This window comes from Geodermatophilus poikilotrophus, assembly GCF_900111455.1.
GTDB lineage: Bacteria > Actinomycetota > Actinomycetes > Mycobacteriales > Geodermatophilaceae > Geodermatophilus > Geodermatophilus poikilotrophus.
Map to the genome: position 1 here is coordinate 240,439 of NZ_FOIE01000007.1, position 17,577 is coordinate 258,015.

Sequence of the window (17,577 nt, forward strand, 5' to 3'; positions counted from 1 at the left end):
GCCGGCGAGCCGCCGCCGGGCTCTCCGGGCTCAGTCCGTGCTGCGCGGGACCTCGGGGGCCCGGGGCTCGGGCACCCGGTCCTGCACCGGCTCCAGCGGGCGCAGGCCGTTGGGCAGCAGGGCCCAGACGTGCTTGCGCCCGGGACGGCTCTCCCAGCCGTAGGCCGTGGAGAGCTGGGCGACCAGGTGCAGGCCCATGCCCCCCAGTGCCGGGTCGCGGTCGACGGCGGGCACCGGTGGGCGGTCAGGCGCCTCGTCACTGAGGTCGAGCAGCCAGCCGTCGGTGCCCGCGACGACGAGTGCGCGCACCGCGCCGCCGCCGTGGCGCAGGGCGTTGGACGCCAGCTCCTCGAAGACCAGCAGCAGCCCGTCACGCGCGTCGTCGGTCGACGTCGAGCAGACCGAGGGGTGGGCGATCCTGGCCCGCAGGTCCGCCCGGACCCGGGAGACGACGTGCATCGCCTCGAGCTGCCAGTGCCACACGTCGCCCCCGAGGGACGGCACGGGTGCGTGCGGCCACGGCTCCTGGCCCAAGGCAACCTCCTCCGCCGTCGCTGGGCGAGCGGGCCGGTTGGAGATCCCCGGCCGGCCCTCTCCTCCATCCTGACCGAAAGGGCCGTTCCCTGCAGCGGCGACCCCCTGGGCGCGGCCCGGCCCCACGGCGGCGCCGGTCGGGGGCACACTGGCCGCGTGCAGGACCTGTGGCGCGACCTGAGCCAGGTGGTGTGGGCCGACCGTCCCCTGGACGACGTCCTGGGGGAGGTGACGGGCATCGCCGCCCGTACCGTCCCGGGCGCGGAGTCGACCTCGATCACCCTGGTCCGCGGCGACCGGGCCTTCACCGCCGCGCACACCGGGGAGATGGCCCTGGCCGCCGACGAGATGCAGTACGCGCGCGGCTACGGGCCCTGCATGGACGCCGGCCGCGCCGGCGTCGTGATCCGGATCGACGACATGCGCACCGAGGAGCGCTACGCCGACTACACCGCCCGGGTCCTCGACGTGGGCGTCCGCAGCTCGCTGTCGATGCCGCTGCCCTACCAGGGCAGCACGATCGGGGCGCTCAACGTCTACTCGTCGCAGCAGGCCGCCTTCGCCGCACCGGAGTCGGTGGAGGTGGCGACGGCGGTGGCCGAGGCGGTCGCGGTCGCGGTGGCCAACGCCGACGCGCACGAGCGGCTCGCCGACCACGCCCGCAACATGCGGTTGGCGATGGAGTCGCGTGCGGTGATCGAGCAGGCGAAGGGGGTGCTCATGGCACAGCGGCACGTGGACGCCGACGCGGCGTTCGAGATCCTGCGGGAGGCCTCGCAGCGCTACAACCGCAAGCTGCGGGAGATCGCCCAGGCCATCGTGGACGGCACCCGCGAGGGTCGCGTCCGCTAGCCGGCCGACCGGGCCAGCGCCTCGATCCGGCCGACCAGGAACTCCACCGCCGCGGCGCTGTCCACCGTCTCGGCCACCTCCACCGCGGTGGGGGAGTCCGAGACCGCGCGCCGGTCCACCAGCGTCTGCCCGCGGCCGGCCCCGAGGGTGGTGTCGACGACGACGTCCCGCCGCACGGTGCCCAGCGTGCCCGGCACGATGGCCTCGGTGAGCGCCAGCGCGTCGTGCAGGACGACACCCGAGGTGCCGTAGCTGGTGCGGGCGTGGTCGACGTACTGCTGCAGGATCGCGGCGGCGGTCGCCCCGACCGGGCCGGCCGCGGCGAAGCGGGCGATGCCGTCGTCGTCGAGCACGGTGGGCAGCGTGACGTCCAGCCCGACCAGCACGGTGGGGACCCCGGAGCCCAGCACCCGCTGCGCGGCCTCCGGGTCGGCCCACACGTTGAACTCCGCGGCCGCGGTCACGTTGCCGCCCCGCGCGGCCGAGCCGCCCATGAGCACCAGCCGGCCGATCCGCTCGGCGGCCTCGGGGTAGGTGGCCAGGAGCAGCGCGACGTTGGTCCACGGACCGATCGCGGCCACCGTCACCGGCGCCTCCGCGGCCAGGAGCACCTCGGCCAGCGAGACCACCGCCGGGCGCGGGTCCGGTGCGGCCGGCGAGGCCGCCAGCCGGACGCCGCCCAGGCCGGTCTCGCCGTGCACGTGGCCGGCCCGCTCGGGCTGCCGGTACACCAGCGAGTCACGGGCGCCGGCGGCCACCGGGACGTCGGAGCGCCCGGCCAGGTGCAGCACCCGCAGGGCGTTGTCGGTGGTCTGCGCCAGCTCGACGTTGCCGTGCACCGTGGTGACCAGGCGCAGGTCGACCTCCGGGCTGGCCAGCGCCAGCAGGATCGCCAGGGCGTCGTCGATGCCGGGGTCGGTGTCGATCACGAGGGGGGTCGCCACGGCTGCCGATCCTGTCAGCCGCGCCGGGCGCCCCCGGCGGCGCTCGCACGACGTCCGGCCAGCCGAGTGACCACGTACAGCACGACCCCGGCCAGCAGCAGCAGCGCGGCGAGGCCCCAGACCTGCGCCTCCTGCTGCCACAGGAGCAGCAGGCAGGAGGCGGTGCCGAGCACCGGCAGCACCGTCGGGGCGCGGAAGTGCTCGGCCTCCGCGCGGTCGCGGCGCAGCACCAGGACCGCGGTGTTCGTGCTGAGGAAGACGAACAGCAGCAGGAGCACCACGGTGTTGGCCAGCGTGGACAGGTCGCCGACGAGGGTGAGCGCCATCGCGACCAGCGTGGTGACGGCGATGGCCACCCACGGCGTCCGGCGGTTGGGCAGCACCCGGCCCAGGACGCCGGGCAGCAGCCGCTGCCCGGCCATCCCGTACGCCATCCGGCTGGCCATGATCATCGTGAGCAGCGCGCCATTGGCCACCGCGACGAGCGCCACCGCGCTGAACAGCCGGTCGGGGACCCCGGCGTCCGCGGCGCGCACCACCTCCAGCAGCGGGCCGGTGGAGGCGGCGAGCTCCTCCGGGGGCAGCACCACCGAGGCCGCCAGGCCGACCAGCACGTACACCACACCGGCGGTGAGCAGCGCGCCGAACAGCGCCCGCGGGTAGACCCGGCGCACGTCGCGCACCTCCTCGGCGAGGTTGGCCGAGGTCTCGAAGCCGACGAAGGAGTAGTAGGCCAGCAGCGCGGCGGCCAGCACCGCAGAGGCCGGGGCGACGCCGGGCGTGAACTCCACGGTGCGGCCCAGGTCGCCGTCCCCACGGCCGAGGACCAGCGCACCGAGGACGACGACGAGCACCAGGCCCGACACCTCGACCAGGGTCATCACCAGGTTGGCGCGCAGCGACTCGCGGATCCCCCGGGCGTTGAGCAGCGCCACCAGCAGCAGGAACACCAGCGCGGCCGGCGTCGCGGGCACGTCGAGGAAGACACCCAGGTAGTCGCCGGCGAAGGCGAGCGCCAGCCCCGCCGCGCTGGTCACCCCGGCAGCGAGCATGCAGAAGCCCACGAGGAACGCGACGAGCGGCTGCCGGAAGGCCCGCTCGGCGTACACCGCCGACCCGCCGGCGCGCGGGTACTTGGTGGCCAGCTCCGCGTAGGACGCCGCGGTGAGCAGGGCCAGCAGCAGCGCGACGAGCAGCGGCACCCAGATCGCCCCGCCCACCTCCGCGGCCACCCGGCCGGCCAGCGCGTAGACGCCGGCGCCGAGGACGTCGCCGAGGATGAAGAGGAACAGCAGCGGCCCGGTGACGGCCCGGCGCAGCCGGGTGCCGGTCGGGTCGGCGGGCGGTGCGGCCTGGTCTGTCACCGGTCGAGTCTCGGCAGGGCCGTACGGCCCGGCAACTCCGCGCGGACCGCTGCGTCCAGGACCCGACACGCCGGGCGCGTCGGGTCGCACCCGGGGGTGACCGGCGCCCCGACCAGCGCGTTCCACGCTCGAGGGCGGTGGTCGTGTCGACAAGCGGTCGGCCGGTGGGGCGGGTCACCGTCCGCCCCAGGACGCCGTCGCAACGGTTCGGTCACGCGCGCTCCAGGAGGTGTCGCAGGAGGCCGTCGCGAGAGGCCGTCGTCCCTACCGTTCTCCCTGTCCGCAGCGACCGCGGCACCGACCTGAGGAGGACGTCATGGCGAACGACCGGGCAGTGGCTCCGCGTCCGTCGCGCTCGGCTGACGACCTGACCCTCGGCGGCCTGCTTGACGTGCTGGACCGGGCCGAGCCGCTGCCCGCGCGGACCCGGCCGCGTCCCCGCCGCGCGGCCGTGCACCGCACCGGCGGCGCCCGGCGGCCGGCCGCCGTCCGGCCGGTCCCCGTGCCGGCCGTGCGCCCCCGGCCGGCGCTCCCGGCACCGGCACCGGACACACCGGTCTGGTCCGCGCCGGCCCCTGCCCCGGCGCCCCGGCCGGGCCTGCGCGCCCGGGTGCGGGGCCTGGTCCGCCGGCTGGCGCTCTGGGGCGCCGGCCCCGACGGTGCCCACCTCGCGTGGGGGCGCCCGGCCTCGACCGCCCCGGCACCCCGCCCCGACGGCCCGGTGGTCCTCACCGAGCTGCCGAACACCCCCACGATCCGGCCCGCGGCGCCTTCCCCCGCCGCGGCGCTCCGTCCGGCCCGGTACCCCTGGCCGGCTGCCCGCCCCCGCGTCCCGGTGGTCGCCCCGCTCGCCCGGCAGGTGCCGGCACCGCGGCCCGTCCCCGCACCGAGGACCGCGCAGGGGGGCCGCCCACCGGGAGCCGCTCGGGCCTCCGCCCCGGCCCGGGCGCGCGGTGATCCGCGACCCCCTCCGGCCCGCGGCCAGCCACCCGGCTGACCCGGCACCACCACGGCACCCGCCGCGGACGCCGTTCCCCGCACCGCCTCCCGGCCACGGCCGCGCCACCGCCCCCTCCGGTGGCCGCGACCGGAGCCCGGTGGTCCCCGCTCCTCCCGACCGACCCCGCACCGCCCCTGGCTGTCCCCGACGGGATCTCCCGCCGCCCAGACGTCCCTGCTCCACCGGTACCCGCCTCGACCCCCCGCCGACTGCGCCCCGACGCAGCGCGCGGACCCTCCAGGGAGGCGGCGACCGCCGAGCGGCACGGCTGTCCGGCGACGGAGACCGTCCGACGGGACGACAGGTCCGCGCCGGTACCCGTTCCCCGGGTCTCTGACCGGCACCGACCTGGCCGGGCGCCGTCCGGGGCCGGGTCGCCGGCCGGTCGCCGGTGCCGGGAGTCGACCGCAGGAGACCGCCCGGGCAGGCCGCCCGGGGGCAGTGCGCCGCAGGACGAGCTCCGCACGGGACCCGCCGTCCCCCTCCCGCCGACGGCGGGCGCCCCCGGACCGGGGCGCCCGCCGTCGGCCGTCGTGGGTGGTGCGTGACAGCCGCGCCCGCTGCGTGACCGGGTCGCCCTCGTCGTGGGGACGACGTCCCACCGGCGCCTCCCGGTCACACGCGGCCGACGCGGGCGGAGCCTGGATCCCCTGCTGCCGAGGGCGAGCCCGCTCGCAACACCAGTTGTCACATCCGGCACACCAGGTGGCCCCGGACCCCTCGGACATGAGACAAAAGGGGTGCGCGTCCCGGTGCACCGACCGGGTAACCCGGACGGAGTCCCGACGTCCGAGCCCGCCCCCGAGGATGCGAGTGAGTCGACCGTGAACCTGGATCGGAGGCCGGCGGAGACCGGGGATCCCGACCCGCAGGCCGCGGCCACCCGCCTGCGCTTCGAGCTGGCCATCGACGCGGCCGGGATCGGCAGCTTCGACTGGGACCTGGGAACGGGCCGGCTGGAGTGGGACGACCGGCTGCTGGAGATCTTCGGTTACGACCGGGCCGGCTGGCCCGGCACCATCGACGCCTTCGCCGAGCGGCTCCACCCCGACGACGCGGCCCGCACCCTCGAGGCGCTGCAGGACGCCATCGACACCCAGGGGGAGTACGACGCCGAGTTCCGGATCGTCCTGCCCACCGGCGAGACGCGCTGGGTGCAGGGCCGCGGCCGGGCGCTGGCCGACGAGGCGGGGAACTCCGTGCGGCTGCTGGGGGCGGGGTACGACACGACCGAGCACCGGCAAGCGGACGCCCGGGTGGCCCGGGTGCTCGAGTCGATGAACGCCGCGTTCTTCGCCCTGGACCGCGACTGGCGGTTCACCTACGTCAACGGCGAGGCCGAGCGGGTGCTGCAGCGCTCGCGCGGCGACCTGCTGGGCGGCGACATCTGGGAGCTGTTCCCCGCCGCCGTGGGCAGCGACTTCGAGGTGCACTACCGCGGCGCGGCAGCCACCGGGCGCGAGCGGGTCTTCGAGGCGTACTACCCGGCGCCGCTGGAGGCCTGGTACGAGGTCCGGGCGTGGCCGGGGCCCGACGGGCTGTCCGTCTACTTCCTCGACGTCACCGAGCGCCGGGCCGCCGAGGAGCGAGCCCGGGCGAGCGCCGCGCGGCTGGCCCTCATCGCCGAGGTCGGCGCCGTCACCGGGGAGACGCTGGGCTCCGGAGCGGGGGAGGGCGCCGCCTTGCAGCGGCTGGCCGAGTCCGTCGTCCCCGTGCTGGGGGACTGGGCGATCGTGAGCCTCGCCGGCGAGGACGGCCGGATGCGCGACGTCGGGAGCTGGCACGCCGACGCGGCGGAGCGGGCGACCGTTGCGCGCTACGCCGAGCTGCGCCTGGCCGCGCTGGGGCCGGACGCACCGGTCATGCGGGCGCTGGCCTCGGGCCGGACGCTGACCGTCCCCGACGTGGGTGCCGCCGTCGGGCGCACCCTGCCCCCGGGCGAGGTCAGCGACGTGTTCTGGGCCCTCGATCCGCGGACGGCGGTGACGCTGCCGCTGGCAGCCCGCGGGCGGACGCTGGGCGCGCTGAGCGTCTACCGCTCCGCCGGCCGGCTCGCCGCGGACGAGGACGACGTCGCCACCGCCCAGGAGGTCGCCGCGCGCGTCGCGCTGGCGCTCGACAACGCCCGCCTCTACGAGCAGCAGCGCCGGCTGGCCGAGGGCCTGCAGCGCAGTCTGCTCAGTGCCCCGCCGGCGCCGGACTCCGCGGAGATCGTCGTCCGCTACCGGCCGGCGATGGAGGTCGCCCAGGTCGGCGGCGACTGGTACGACGCCTTCGTCCAGCCGGCGGGGACGACGGTGCTGGTCATCGGGGACGTCGTCGGACACGACACCGAGGCCGCGGCGTCGATGGGGCAGCTGCGCGGGCTGCTGCGCGGCATCGCCTACCGGGACGGCGTCGGGCCGGCGCAGGTGCTCAGCGACCTCGACCGCGCCGTGCAGGGGCTCGGCATGGCCACGATGGCGACCGCGGCCGTGGCCCGGGTCGAGCAGACACCCGAGCAGCGGGACGCCGGGCTGACCACGCTGCGCTGGTCCAACGCCGGGCACCCACCGCCGCTGGTGCTGCACACCGACGGCCGGGTGCAGGCGCTGGGCGCCGAACGGCCGGACCTGATGCTGGGCGTCGACCCGGCCGCGCGGCGCACCGAGAGCGTGGTCACCGTGCGCCGCGGGGCGACCCTGCTGCTCTACACCGACGGTCTGGTGGAGGGCCGCGACCTCCCGCTCGACGAGGGCATCGGCCGGCTGCGCGCCGCGCTGGCCGAGCTCGGCGACCAGCCGCTGGAGCGGCTGTGCGACGCGGTCATCGAGCGGGTGCGCCCCGAACGGCTGCAGGACGACATCGCGCTGGTGGCGATCCGCCTCCACCCGCAGGGCTGAGCGGACCCCTCCCGCCATCGAGGGACCCCGTCCTCCGCCCGGCTCGGGACGGACCGGCGGCGGCACCCTGCAGCGAGGCGTCCCCTCGCCGGCACCGCACCGGACCGACCGCCGGTCCCCGCCACCCGGCCGACCGCCCGTACCACCGTGCACCGGTGTCTCGCACGGGCCTTACTGCGAATGATTCTCGTTCTTGCTAGCGTCGGCGGCGTCCTCATCCCCTCCTGGAAGGAGTGGGCGGGCTCCGGCCCGCCCGTACCGACGATGCCGCGCACCCCCACGCCTGCCCGCCCCCTGGCCGCCGCGGGCCTCGCCCTGCCGCTGTTGCTCACCGCCTGCGGCACCGGCGGGAGCGGCGCGAGTGGCGCGTCCCCGTCCGCGCCCGCCGAGCCGACCCCGGCCTCCGACGTCCGGGAGGTGGCGGCGAGCAGCCCCCGGCTCGCGCTGACCCACGACGGCGGGGTGCGGGTCCTCGACGCGACCACCCTGGAGACCGTCGCGGACCTGCCGCTCGCCGGCTTCAACCGGCTCAACGCGGCCGGCGACGGGCGGCACCTGCTGGTCAGCACGCAGGGCGGCTTCCGGGTCCTCGACGCGGGCACGTGGACCGAGCCGCACGGCGACCACGGCCACCACTACACGTCGGCGCCGCAGCTCACCGACGTCCTGCACCCCGCCGAGGAGCCGGGGCACGTCGTCGCCCACGACGGGCACACGGCCCTCTTCGACGACGGCACCGGCGAGGTCGTCGTCCTCGACAGCGACCGGGTGGCCGCGGGCGCCGACGGCGCGCGGCGGCTGACCACCCCCTCGCCGCACCACGGCGTCGCGGTCGCGCTCGGGGACGGCACCCTGGTCGTGTCGGAGGGGACCGAGGACGAGCGCACCGGCATCCGGGTGCTCGACGCCGCCGGGGCGGAGGTCGCCTCCTCGGCCGGCTGCCCGGGCGTGCACGGCGAGGCGGTCGCCGCGGACGACGCCGTCGTCATCGGGTGCGAGGACGGCGCGCTGGTCCACGCCGGCGGGCAGGTCCGCGAGGTGCAGAGCCCCGACGCGTACGGCCGCATCGGCAACCAGGCCGGCAGCGCGTCCTCCGCCGTCGTGCTCGGCGACTACAAGACCGACCCCGACGCCGAGCTCGAGCGCCCCACCCGGGTCGCGCTGGTGGACACCCGGACGGCGCAGCTGCGGCTGGTCGACCTGCCGGCGTCCTACTCCTTCCGCTCCCTCGCCCGCGGGGAGGACGGCGAGGCGCTGGTGCTGGGCACCGACGGCGCGCTGCACGTCATCGACCCCGAGTCGGGGACCCTCGAGCGCTCGGTCCCGGTCGTCGCGCCCTGGGAGGAGCCGCTGGAGTGGCAGCAGCCGCGCCCGGCTCTGCAGGTGCTGGACGGCACCGCGTACGTCACCGAGCCGGCGACCGGGCAGGTCCACGCGGTCGACGTCCTGACCGGCGAGGTGTGGCGCAGCGCCGACGTCGGCGTGGTGCCCAACGAGCTCGCCGGCGTGACCGGCGACGACACCGGCTCCGACCACGAGGACTGACGCGACCGCCCCCGCCCCTGCCGCCGCCCTTCCCGGAGGAGCTCCCGTGCCCACCCGCCCCGCCCCGGTCCTCGCCCGCTGGGTCGCCGTCTGCTGTGCCGCCCTCGCTGCCGCGGCGTGCTCCGAGGGATCGGGCGGAGGCGGGGGCCGGGTGGAGGTCGTCGCCACCACCTATCCGCTGCAGTACGTCGTCGAGCGGATCGGCGGCGCGCACGTGGCGGTCGAGGGGCTGGTCGGGACCGCGGGCGACGGTCACCGGGTCGAGCTCACGCCCCGGCAGGTCGGCCGGCTCGGGGAGGCCGACCTCGTCGTGCACGTCTCCGGCCTGCAGGCGTCCACCGATGCCGCGCTCGAGCCGCACGGCTCCGGGCACGTCGTCGACGCCGCCGACGTCGCCGGCCTGGCCGGCGCTCCGGGCCGCCCGCCGGGGGAGCAGGGGTCCCCTGCGCTCGACCCGCACTTCTGGCTCGATCCCGTGCGGCTGGCCTCGGTCGCCGACCAGGTGGCCACCGAGCTCACGGAGGTCGACCCCGGGCACGCGGTCGACCACGCCGCCGCCTCGGAGGCCCTGCAGGCCGACCTGGCCGCGCTCGACGCGGCGTACCGGGAGGGTCTCGCCGGGTGCCGCGGGCGGACGCTGGTGACGTCGCACGAGGCGTTCGGTTACCTGGCCGAGCGCTACGGCCTGGTGCAGGTGGGCATCGCCGGTCTCGATCCCGCGGTCGAGCCCTCGCCGGCCCGCCTGCGCGACGTCGTCGAGGTGGTCGAGGGCCGCGACGTGCGGACGGTGTTCTTCGAGGTGTCGACCGGCCCCGGGCTCACCCGGGCGCTCGCCGACGACCTCGGCCTGCGCACCGGGGTGCTGGACCCGGTGGAGCGGGTGCCCGCGTCCGGCGAGGACTACCTGAGCACCATGCGGGCCAACCTGCGGGCGCTCCAGGAGGGGCTGGACTGCGTGCCCGTCGGCGGCTGAGTCCCGCCGCGCGTCACCGACGACCCCCTCAGGTGCGCGGTTCGCGACCGACCGGCTGACTCGGCTCGTCGAGCAGCGGGGTCGGGTCCCGCAGCGGCGCGTGCACGGGAGCGGCGGTCGTGACCGACAGCGGGGCGCCGTCCACGACGACGGTCACCGGCTCCTCGCCGCGCACCAGCGTGACCGTGGTGCCCTCCCGCGTCGTCTCGACGCGGAGCAGGCTGCCGCGCCAGGTGACGGAGTAGGCGGTCCGCGAGAGCGAGGACGGCAGCAGCGGCGCGATCTCCAGGTCCTCGGCGTCCTCCCGCAGGCCACCCAGGCCGGCGACGAACGCCAGCCACGTCCCGCCCACGGCGGCCAGGTGCAGGCCGTTCGGGGTGTCACCCCGGACGTCACGCAGGTCCACGAGGGCGGCCTCCCGCAGGTAGCGCAGGGCGAGGTCGGGGTGCTGCGCCTGGGCGCACACGACGGCCTGGACGGCGGCCGAGAGCGAGGAGTCCCGGACGGTGCGCGCCTCGTAGTAGTCGACGTCGCGCGCCACCTCCTCCGCCGTGAACTCGTCGCGGCACCACCACAGCGCCTGGACCAGGTCGGCCTGCTTGAGCACCTGTCGCCGGTAGAAGTCGGCGTAGTGGTGGTGCTCCTGCACCGGGTAGTGGTCGCGCTCGTCCTCGAAGGGCCACTCCCGGTAGGTCGTGAAGTTGTCGTTCATCGGGTGCACGCGCAGGCGCTCGTCCCACGGGACGTGCACGGCGTCGGCCGCGGACCGCCAGGCGGCGGTCTCGGCGTCGTCCACGCCCAGCTCCGACGCGCGCTCCGGCAGCCTCTCGCACGCATCGGCGGCCCACCGGAGGTTGCGCCGGGCCATGAGGTTGGTGAAGACGTTGTCGTCGACGACCCCGGTGTACTCGTCCGGCCCGGTCATGCCGTAGAGGTGCCAGGCGCCGGCCGCGTCCTCGTGGCCCGCCGAGACCCACGACCGGGCCGTCTCGACGAGCACCGCGAGGCCACCGAGGGTGTCGAGGTCCCTGCCGGTGACGTTCTGGTGGAGCCAGAAGGCGCGCGCGATGTCGGCGTTGACGTGCATCGCGGCCGTGCTCGCCGGCCAGTACGCGGAGACCTCGCGGCCGCTGATCGTGCGCCACGCGAAGGACGCGCCCGCCAGACCCAGGGTCCGGGCCCGCTCCCGCGCGAGGTCGAGCGTGGCGGCGCGCCACCGCAGCAGCCGTGCCGCCGCGTCCGGGCGCAGCAGCGTGAGGGCGGGCACGACGAACCCCTCGACGTCCCAGAAGGTGTGGCCGCTGTACCCGATCCCGGTCAGTCCCTTGGCGCCGACGGGGGCACCGGAGATGCAGGCGGCGGAGGAGAACAGCTGGAAGACGGTGTAGCGCAGCGCCTGCTGCAGCTCGGGGTCGCCGTCGACCTCGACGTCCGCCGTCGCCCACAGCTCGTCGAGCGCGGCCCGCTGACCGGCGAGCAGACCCTCCCACCCGAGGTCGAAGGCGGAGCTCACGGCCCCCGACGCCTCGGCGAGGACGGAGTCGGACCCCGCGTCGTGCGACCAGCTGTACCCGACGACCTTGACGACCGTGACGCCCTCGCCGGGGCGCAGGTCGGCGGCGACCGTGGTGACGACGTGCTGCTCGTCGACGCGCGTGCTCACCCGCCCGCCGTCGACCTCGTGACCGACCGCGGCCGCGACCGTGATGCCCGACCGGCGGGTCCGTTCCACCAGGGCGCCACCGCTCGCGTTGCCGATCTGGGCGCGCGGCTCGAAGGCCTCGTCCAGGCACTCCGCGACGCGCGGGTCGTCGTTGTCCACGCCCGCGGGTGTGACCTCGCCGGCGGCCAGCTCGGACCGGACGACGACGTGCGCGGGCCGGTCCAGGACGCGCACCTCGTACCGCACCGCGCAGACCGACCGCTCCACCAGGGAGACCAGCCGCCGCGAGGACACCTCCACCGTCGTGCCCGACGGCGTCGCCCAGCGCACGCGGCGGTCGAGCGTGCCGGCGCGCAGGTCCAGCGTGCGTTCGTGGACGTCCAGCTCGAACTCGCGTAGGTCGAGCGGGACCCCGTCGACCAGCAGGCGCAGCGGCGTGCCGTCGGCGACGGTGAGCATCGCCTGCCCCACCTCGGGCTGCCCGTAGCCGCCCTCGGGATAGGACAGCGGGTGGGTCTCGTAGACCCCGGAGAGGTAGGTGCCGCGCATGCCGAAGGGCTCGACCTCGTCGAGCGTCCCCCGGATCCCGACGTAGCCGTTGGAGAGGCTGAAGAGCGACTCGGCGACGGGCATCGTCCCGGGCTCCACGTGCGGCTCGCGCACCAGCCAGGGGTCGACGTCCAGGGTGGGGGCGGTCACGCACGGTCCTCGCTCGCGTCGTCCGGCAACGGGACGGACGCCGAGGCCGGCGTCCCGTCCCCTGTCCTACCGGTCAGCACACCCCGACGCGATCCGGAGGGCGGTGCGGCAGTCGGCCCTCTCGCACAGCCCCTCCGCAGGTGGGAGGACCCCGTCCTCCTCCGAGGCGTGCGGGGGACGGGGTCCTCCCACGGTGCGGGGCGGAGGCGCCCTCCTTCAGGGCGCGAGCACGGCCCAGACGTGCTTGGCGCCGGCCGTGACGTACCAGCCGTGGTCGGTGGCCAGCTCGGCGATCAGGTAGAGCCCGAGGCCGCCCTCGCTGGGGTCGCGGCCGACTGCGGGGGACGGCGGGGTGCCCGGGGCGCCGTCGCGGACCTCGATCAGCCAGGCGTCGGCGAGCGGGCGCACCGAGGCGCGGACCTGCCCGCCGCCGTGCCGCAGGGCGTTGGAGGCCATCTCGTCGAGGGCCAGCACCAGCCGGTCGCGCAGGTCGGACAGCTCCGGGGCGGCGAGGTGGGCCCGCACCTCGGCGCGGACGACGGGCAGCTCGGCCACGGACCCGAGGTCCCAGGCAAAGCGGTCGGGAGCCGCCGGCGGCCGTGCGGCCGGCCAGAGCGACCGGGCCGTGTCGCCTGTCACGCCGTGGTCCCCTCACGTGCTCGTTCCCGCCCGGAGGCGCACCCTGGCCCGCGCCCGGCGGGCGCGACCGATGACGGCCCGCGGGCGAGCCGAACACCTGCGTATCGACCTGTGGGGGCGACCCCAAACATCGTGAGACAGGTGTCACACAGAGTCACCCCGCGGATCGCACCCCGGGCGGCCACGGGGCCACGACCCCGCTCGCGGTGGGGGTCCCCACCTCCGGGAGCACTGCGGTGGCGACCACCCCGGCCGGCCGCCGGCGGTCCGACCGTCAGGCCAGGGCCGCCAGGTAGTCCCGGACGACGGCCGGGTCGCGCATGACCGGTCCCATGACCGCGACCCCGTGCGCGCCGGCGGCGAGCAGTGCGGGCACGTCGCCCGGCCCGACGCCGCCGAGCGCGTACACCGGGGGCCCGAGGGGCTGCAGGCGGGCGAACCCCGCCACGCCGAGGACCGGGCCGTAGCCGGGCTTGGACGCCGTGGCGAAGACGGGGGAGAGGAAGGCCCAGTCGCAACCCTCGGCGCGGGCCTGCACCAGCTCGGCGGCCGAGTGGCAGGAGCGGCCGACCAGCGCCGGGCGCGGGTCGGGGAACGGCTCGGCCGCGGCGAGGTGGACGGCGGTGTACGCGGGTCCGCCGCCCGCCCCGGCGGTGACCAGCAGGCCGCCCACCGGGTCGAGCACGGCCCGCAGGCCGGCGGCCAGGGCGGCGCGCTCGGCGTCCGGCAGGTCCCGGTCCCGCAGCAGGACCGCCCGGGCGCCGGCGTCCACCGCGGCGGCCACCACGTCGGCCAGCGGCCCGGTCGCCTGCGTCCGGTCGGTGACGACGAGCAGCCGGGGGAGGCTCACAGCTCCGGCAGGCCCTCGAAGGACGTCGAGGCCTCGGCGTGCCAGCGGCGCGGGATCCGGCCGGCGAGCTTCGCCAGCCGACCGCCCTCGACCGCCTGCCGCATGGCCAGCGCCATCCGCTCGGGGTCGCGGGCGCGGGTGACCGCCGAGGCCAGCAGCACCGCGTCGCAGCCCAGCTCCATGGCCAGCGCGGCGTCCGAGGCGGTGCCGATCCCGGCGTCCAGCACCACCGGGACGTCGACGCCCTCGCGCAGCAGCGCGATGTTGTGCGGGTTGCGGATGCCCAGCCCGCTGCCGATCGGCGAGCCCAGCGGCATGACCGCGGCGCACCCGGCGTCGGCCAGCCGACGGCCCAGGATCGGGTCGTCGGTGGTGTAGGCGAGCACGGTGGACCCGTCGGCGACCAGTTGCTCGGCGGCGTCGAGCAGCTCCACGGCGTCGGGCAGCAGTGTGTGCTCGTCGCCGATGACCTCCAGCTTCACCCACGACGTGCCGAACGCCTCGCGGGCCAGCCGGGCGGTGAGCACGGCCTCGCGGGCGGTGCGGCACCCGGCGGTGTTGGGCAGCAGCCGCACCCCGCAGCGGTCGAGCACCTCGAGCATCGACGCGCTCGACGACGCCTCCACCCGGCGCAGCGCGACCGTCACCAGCTGGGTGCCCGAGGCGCGCACCGCCGCCTCGAGGGTCTCCAGGCTGGGGACGCCGCCGGTGCCGAGCAGCAGTCGCGAGGTGAAGGTCTCGCCGGCGATGGTGAACGGGTCGGCCGCTTCCTCGCGGGCGAGGGCGGGTGCGAGCTCGGACGTGGACACGGTCAGCCTCCTGCGGTCGGGGCGAGGACCTCGAGGGTGTCGCCGGGGGAGAGCCGGGTGTCCGGCCAGCTGCTGCGGGGCACGACGTCGCCGTTGAGCGCCACCGCGACCCGGTCGTGCCCGCCGCTGCGGGCGGCGACCAGGTCGGCCACGGTGGCGTCCTCGGCCAGCGCGGTGTCCTCGCCGTTGACGGTGATCTGCACGACGGCTACCTCCCGAAGCGGTCGGTGGTGAACGGGGCGGCGACCTCGGGCAGGACGCCGGTGGCCAGCAGCTCGGCGGTGACCTCAGCGGTCACCGGGGTCAGCAGCACGCCGTTGCGGTGGTGCCCGGTGGCCAGCACCAGGCCGGGCAGCGGGCCGGGGCCCAGCAGCGGGGCGTTGTCCGGGGTGCCCGGTCGCCACCGGGCCAGCGTCTCGACCAGCTCCAGCTCGCTGACGCCGGGGACGACGTCGATCGCGTCGTGCAGCAGGTCGTGCACCCCACCGGCGGTGACGGTCGGGTCGAAACCGCGGTCCTCGGTCGTGGCGCCGACGATCAGCCGGTCGCCCGCGTAGGGCACCAGGTAGACCTGCCGGCCGCGGACCAGCGCGCGCACCGTGCCCTCCAGCAGGTCGGTCGCCCCGGCCAGCCGCAGGATCTGGCCCTTGACCGGGCGCACCGGCAGCGGCGGCACCCGGGGCAGCCGCCCGCTGTGCGCGCCCAGGGCCAGGACGACGGTGCCCGCCGCGAGCGCACCGCCGTCCGCCGTCTCCAGCCCCACCGCCCGGCCGCCGACGACGCGCAGCTCGGTGACCCGGTCGCGCACCAGGCGCACGCCGGCGGCCTGCGCGGCGACCAGCAGCGCGGCGTGCAGCGCCCGGCCGTCGACGGAGTGGTCGCCGGCCACGAGCAGCCCGCCACGCACCCGCGGGGTGAGCGAGGGCTCGCGGCGGCGCGACTCCCGCGGGGTCAGCCGCTCGGCGGCCAGGCCCAGCTCGGTCTGGAAGGCGTGCAACGCGGTCAGCTCGCGGACGTCGTCCTCGTCGAAGCCGACCACGAGCGTGCCGGCGGTGCGCAGGCCGACCGACGTCCCGCTCGCCGCCTCGACGTCCGCGGCGAAGGCCGGCCAGCGCTGCACCGACGCCAGCCCCAGCCGCAGCAGCGCCTCCTCGCGGTAGCCGGCCTCGGTGACCGGGGCGAGCATCCCGGCCGCAGCCGCCGACGCGCCGGTGCCGGGGGAGTCGTCGACGACGGTCACCGACAGGCCACGCCGGGCCGCCCGCCAGGCGGTGGCCAGCCCGATGAGCCCGCCACCGGCGACCGCGACGTCGCTCATGCGGGGACCCTCCGCCGGCGCAGCCACCCGGGCAGGCAGACCAGCGCGGTGATCGTGACCGCCACGGCCAGACTCACCAGGGACGCCGACCAGCCGTTGGCCGGGTCGATGCCGAGGTCGGCCTGCCGGGCGGTCCACCACGCCGTCCAGCCCGCGCCGGGTCCGGCGAAGGAGGTCGGGAGCGTCAGCTGGTAGGCGAGGAAGCCCGCGACCCACGGCAGCAGGAACACCGGCCGGGCGGGAGCGGTGTCGGAGGTGTCCCACGCGCCGCGGGGAGTCGAGTGGTAGGCGACGACGAAGACGCCGACCAGCGGGACGAACACCGCGCCGATGAGGAAGAGGAACGGCTCGTAGGCGGCGATGTCGAAGGTCAGCGCGAGCAGCGTGGCGACCGCGCCGACGACGACGGCGAGCACCCGGCGGTCGGCCCGGGTGACGATGTTCTGCGCCGACACCGCGGTCGAGTAGACGTTGGCGAAGGCCTCGTCCAGCTCGACGGAGACCAGCACGAGCACGGCCAGGGCGCCCAGCGGGACGGCGAGCAGCGCGTCGATGACGTCGAACCCGGCGCTGCCGTAGGCGGCCAGCGCGACCACGCCCAGGGTGAACATCACGATGGTCGCCAGGCCGTAGCCGGCCGCCGCGCCGGTGAACGCCGCCCGGCCGCTGCGCACGTGCCGGGTGTAGTCGGCGACCAGCGGGAACCAGGAGATCGGCAGGGCGATGACGATGTCGGCCGCCGTCCAGAACGACGTCGCCGCGCCCTCGGTGAGTGGCGGCAGCGGCTCGGCCAGCACGTTCACGAACAGGTAGACCAGGGCGGCCAGCGCCGCCCAGATCGCGTAGCGGGCGAGCACTCGGGCCACGCCGAGCGGGCGCAGCGCCATCGCGGTGGCCAGCACGCCCGCGGCCAGCACGAACGGCCAGCGGGGCGCGTCGAGCACCCGGGACGCCGCCTCGGCGATGATCACGATCTCGAAGGTCGCCCAGCCGATGCACTGCACCAGGTTGATCGCGGTGGGCAGGGCCGAGGCGTGCCGGCCGAGCAGCCCGCGCAGCAGCACCATCGTGGGCACCCGCTCGCGCGCGCCGGCCGCGGCACCCAGCCCGAGCAGCGTGGCCCCGACGACCGCGCCGACGACGATCGCGCCGAGCGTCGTCGACAGCGGCCGCCCGGGGAGGACGACGAAGACCGCGGCGACCGGCAGCAGCAGGCTGACGCCGAGGTTGGCCCACAGCCCGAAGGCGTCGCGCAGGCCGAGGACCGGGGCGGGGGCCTCGGTGAGGGTGAGCGGCGCGTCGCCGGAAGGCGCGCCGGTACGGACGTCGTCCGCCGTGCTCATGGTCGCTCCCTACGCCGGCATTACCCGGTCAGGTTCCAGCGGTCGGCGACGCGTCGGAGTCGCCCTCTCAGCCCGGTCCGCCCGAGCTCCCGCACATGGCGCTGCCCACCATAGGCCCACCCAACGGCACGCGCTGCGGTCCCTGCGACCCGGCCGCGTACG

14 protein-coding genes and 1 riboswitch are annotated in these 17,577 nt (G+C 76.7%); of the genes, 4 read left to right on the forward strand and 10 right to left on the reverse strand.

The window, feature by feature from the left end:
- Nucleotides 1-30: 30 nt before the first annotated feature.
- Nucleotides 31-534 (reverse strand): ATP-binding protein, encoded by a 504-nt coding sequence (locus BMW27_RS17020; RefSeq protein WP_245743662.1) that lies wholly within the window; start codon nucleotides 532-534, stop codon nucleotides 31-33.
- 156 nt (nucleotides 535-690) lie between these two features.
- On the opposite strand from BMW27_RS17020, the gene BMW27_RS17025 reads away from it, so the two are divergent.
- Complete coding sequence (locus BMW27_RS17025) at nucleotides 691-1,386, forward strand: GAF and ANTAR domain-containing protein (protein WP_175486544.1); 696 nt, start codon at nucleotides 691-693, stop codon at nucleotides 1,384-1,386.
- Here the strand turns inward: BMW27_RS17025 and BMW27_RS17030 are convergent.
- Together BMW27_RS17030 and BMW27_RS17035 are read right to left on the reverse strand one after the other, a co-directional pair.
- Nucleotides 1,383-2,330 carry a nucleoside hydrolase gene (locus tag BMW27_RS17030; protein WP_091446150.1) on the reverse strand — a complete coding sequence of 316 codons (948 nt, stop codon included), beginning with the start codon at nucleotides 2,328-2,330 and terminating at the stop codon, nucleotides 1,383-1,385. The genes BMW27_RS17025 and BMW27_RS17030 overlap by 4 nt on opposite strands.
- A 14-nt stretch (nucleotides 2,331-2,344) precedes the next feature.
- The gene (locus tag BMW27_RS17035) at nucleotides 2,345-3,694 is read right to left on the reverse strand and encodes an APC family permease (RefSeq protein ID WP_091446152.1); all 1,350 of its coding nucleotides are present in this window, start codon (nucleotides 3,692-3,694) and stop codon (nucleotides 2,345-2,347) included.
- A gap of 1,824 nt (nucleotides 3,695-5,518) precedes the next feature.
- Between BMW27_RS17035 and BMW27_RS17045 the strand changes: the two genes are divergently transcribed.
- The 3 genes from BMW27_RS17045 (at nucleotide 5,519) to BMW27_RS17055 (ending at nucleotide 10,094) form a co-directional block, all read left to right on the forward strand.
- A complete protein-coding gene (locus BMW27_RS17045; RefSeq protein WP_091446156.1) occupies nucleotides 5,519-7,576 on the forward strand; it encodes a SpoIIE family protein phosphatase in 2,058 nt (685 codons plus the stop codon).
- A 264-nt stretch (nucleotides 7,577-7,840) separates the two neighbouring features.
- Entirely contained in the window at nucleotides 7,841-9,121 is a 1,281-nt protein-coding gene (gene aztD / locus BMW27_RS17050) for a zinc metallochaperone AztD (RefSeq protein WP_091446158.1), read from the forward strand.
- 46 nt (nucleotides 9,122-9,167) lie between these two features.
- Nucleotides 9,168-10,094, forward strand: a complete 927-nt coding sequence (locus BMW27_RS17055) for a metal ABC transporter substrate-binding protein (RefSeq protein ID WP_091446160.1) — start codon at nucleotides 9,168-9,170, stop codon at nucleotides 10,092-10,094.
- Nucleotides 10,095-10,122: 28 nt separating this feature from the next.
- Here BMW27_RS17055 and BMW27_RS17060 read toward each other — a convergent pair whose 3' ends face one another.
- The 7 genes from BMW27_RS17060 to BMW27_RS17090 form a co-directional block, all read right to left on the reverse strand.
- A complete protein-coding gene (locus tag BMW27_RS17060; protein WP_091446162.1) occupies nucleotides 10,123-12,456 on the reverse strand; it encodes a glycoside hydrolase family 65 protein in 2,334 nt (777 codons plus the stop codon).
- Between the two features lie 216 nt (nucleotides 12,457-12,672).
- A complete protein-coding gene (locus BMW27_RS17065; RefSeq protein WP_091446164.1) occupies nucleotides 12,673-13,095 on the reverse strand; it encodes an ATP-binding protein in 423 nt (140 codons plus the stop codon).
- 274 nt (nucleotides 13,096-13,369) lie between these two features.
- On the reverse strand, nucleotides 13,370-13,945 hold the full coding sequence (locus tag BMW27_RS17070; RefSeq protein WP_091446166.1) for a thiamine phosphate synthase: 576 nt from the start codon (nucleotides 13,943-13,945) through the stop codon (nucleotides 13,370-13,372).
- Nucleotides 13,942-14,754: a thiazole synthase gene (locus BMW27_RS17075; protein ID WP_091446168.1), complete on the reverse strand. Its 813-nt coding sequence runs from the start codon at nucleotides 14,752-14,754 to the stop codon at nucleotides 13,942-13,944. The genes BMW27_RS17070 and BMW27_RS17075 overlap by 4 nt, the downstream gene beginning before the upstream one ends.
- 2 nt (nucleotides 14,755-14,756) lie before the next feature.
- On the reverse strand, nucleotides 14,757-14,957 hold the full coding sequence (gene thiS / locus BMW27_RS17080; protein ID WP_091446170.1) for a sulfur carrier protein ThiS: 201 nt from the start codon (nucleotides 14,955-14,957) through the stop codon (nucleotides 14,757-14,759).
- 5 nt (nucleotides 14,958-14,962) lie between these two features.
- Nucleotides 14,963-16,072 (reverse strand): glycine oxidase ThiO, encoded by a 1,110-nt coding sequence (thiO, locus tag BMW27_RS17085; RefSeq protein ID WP_091446392.1) that lies wholly within the window; start codon nucleotides 16,070-16,072, stop codon nucleotides 14,963-14,965.
- Nucleotides 16,069-17,415: a purine-cytosine permease family protein gene (locus BMW27_RS17090; protein ID WP_091446172.1), complete on the reverse strand. Its 1,347-nt coding sequence runs from the start codon at nucleotides 17,413-17,415 to the stop codon at nucleotides 16,069-16,071. The genes thiO and BMW27_RS17090 overlap by 4 nt, the downstream gene beginning before the upstream one ends.
- Nucleotides 17,405-17,518, reverse strand: a riboswitch (TPP riboswitch). Its footprint overlaps the gene before it by 11 nt.
- Nucleotides 17,519-17,577: the final 59 nt, after the last annotated feature.

Excerpts from the sequence above, each read along its gene's own strand:
- aztD (WP_091446158.1), top strand. The coding sequence starts at position 7,841 with ATGCCGCGCACCCCCACGCCTGCCCGCCCCCTGGCCGCCGCGGGCCTC.
- thiO (WP_091446392.1), bottom strand. The coding sequence starts at position 16,072 with ATGAGCGACGTCGCGGTCGCCGGTGGCGGGCTCATCGGGCTGGCCACC.
- BMW27_RS17090 (WP_091446172.1), bottom strand. The coding sequence starts at position 17,415 with ATGAGCACGGCGGACGACGTCCGTACCGGCGCGCCTTCCGGCGACGCG.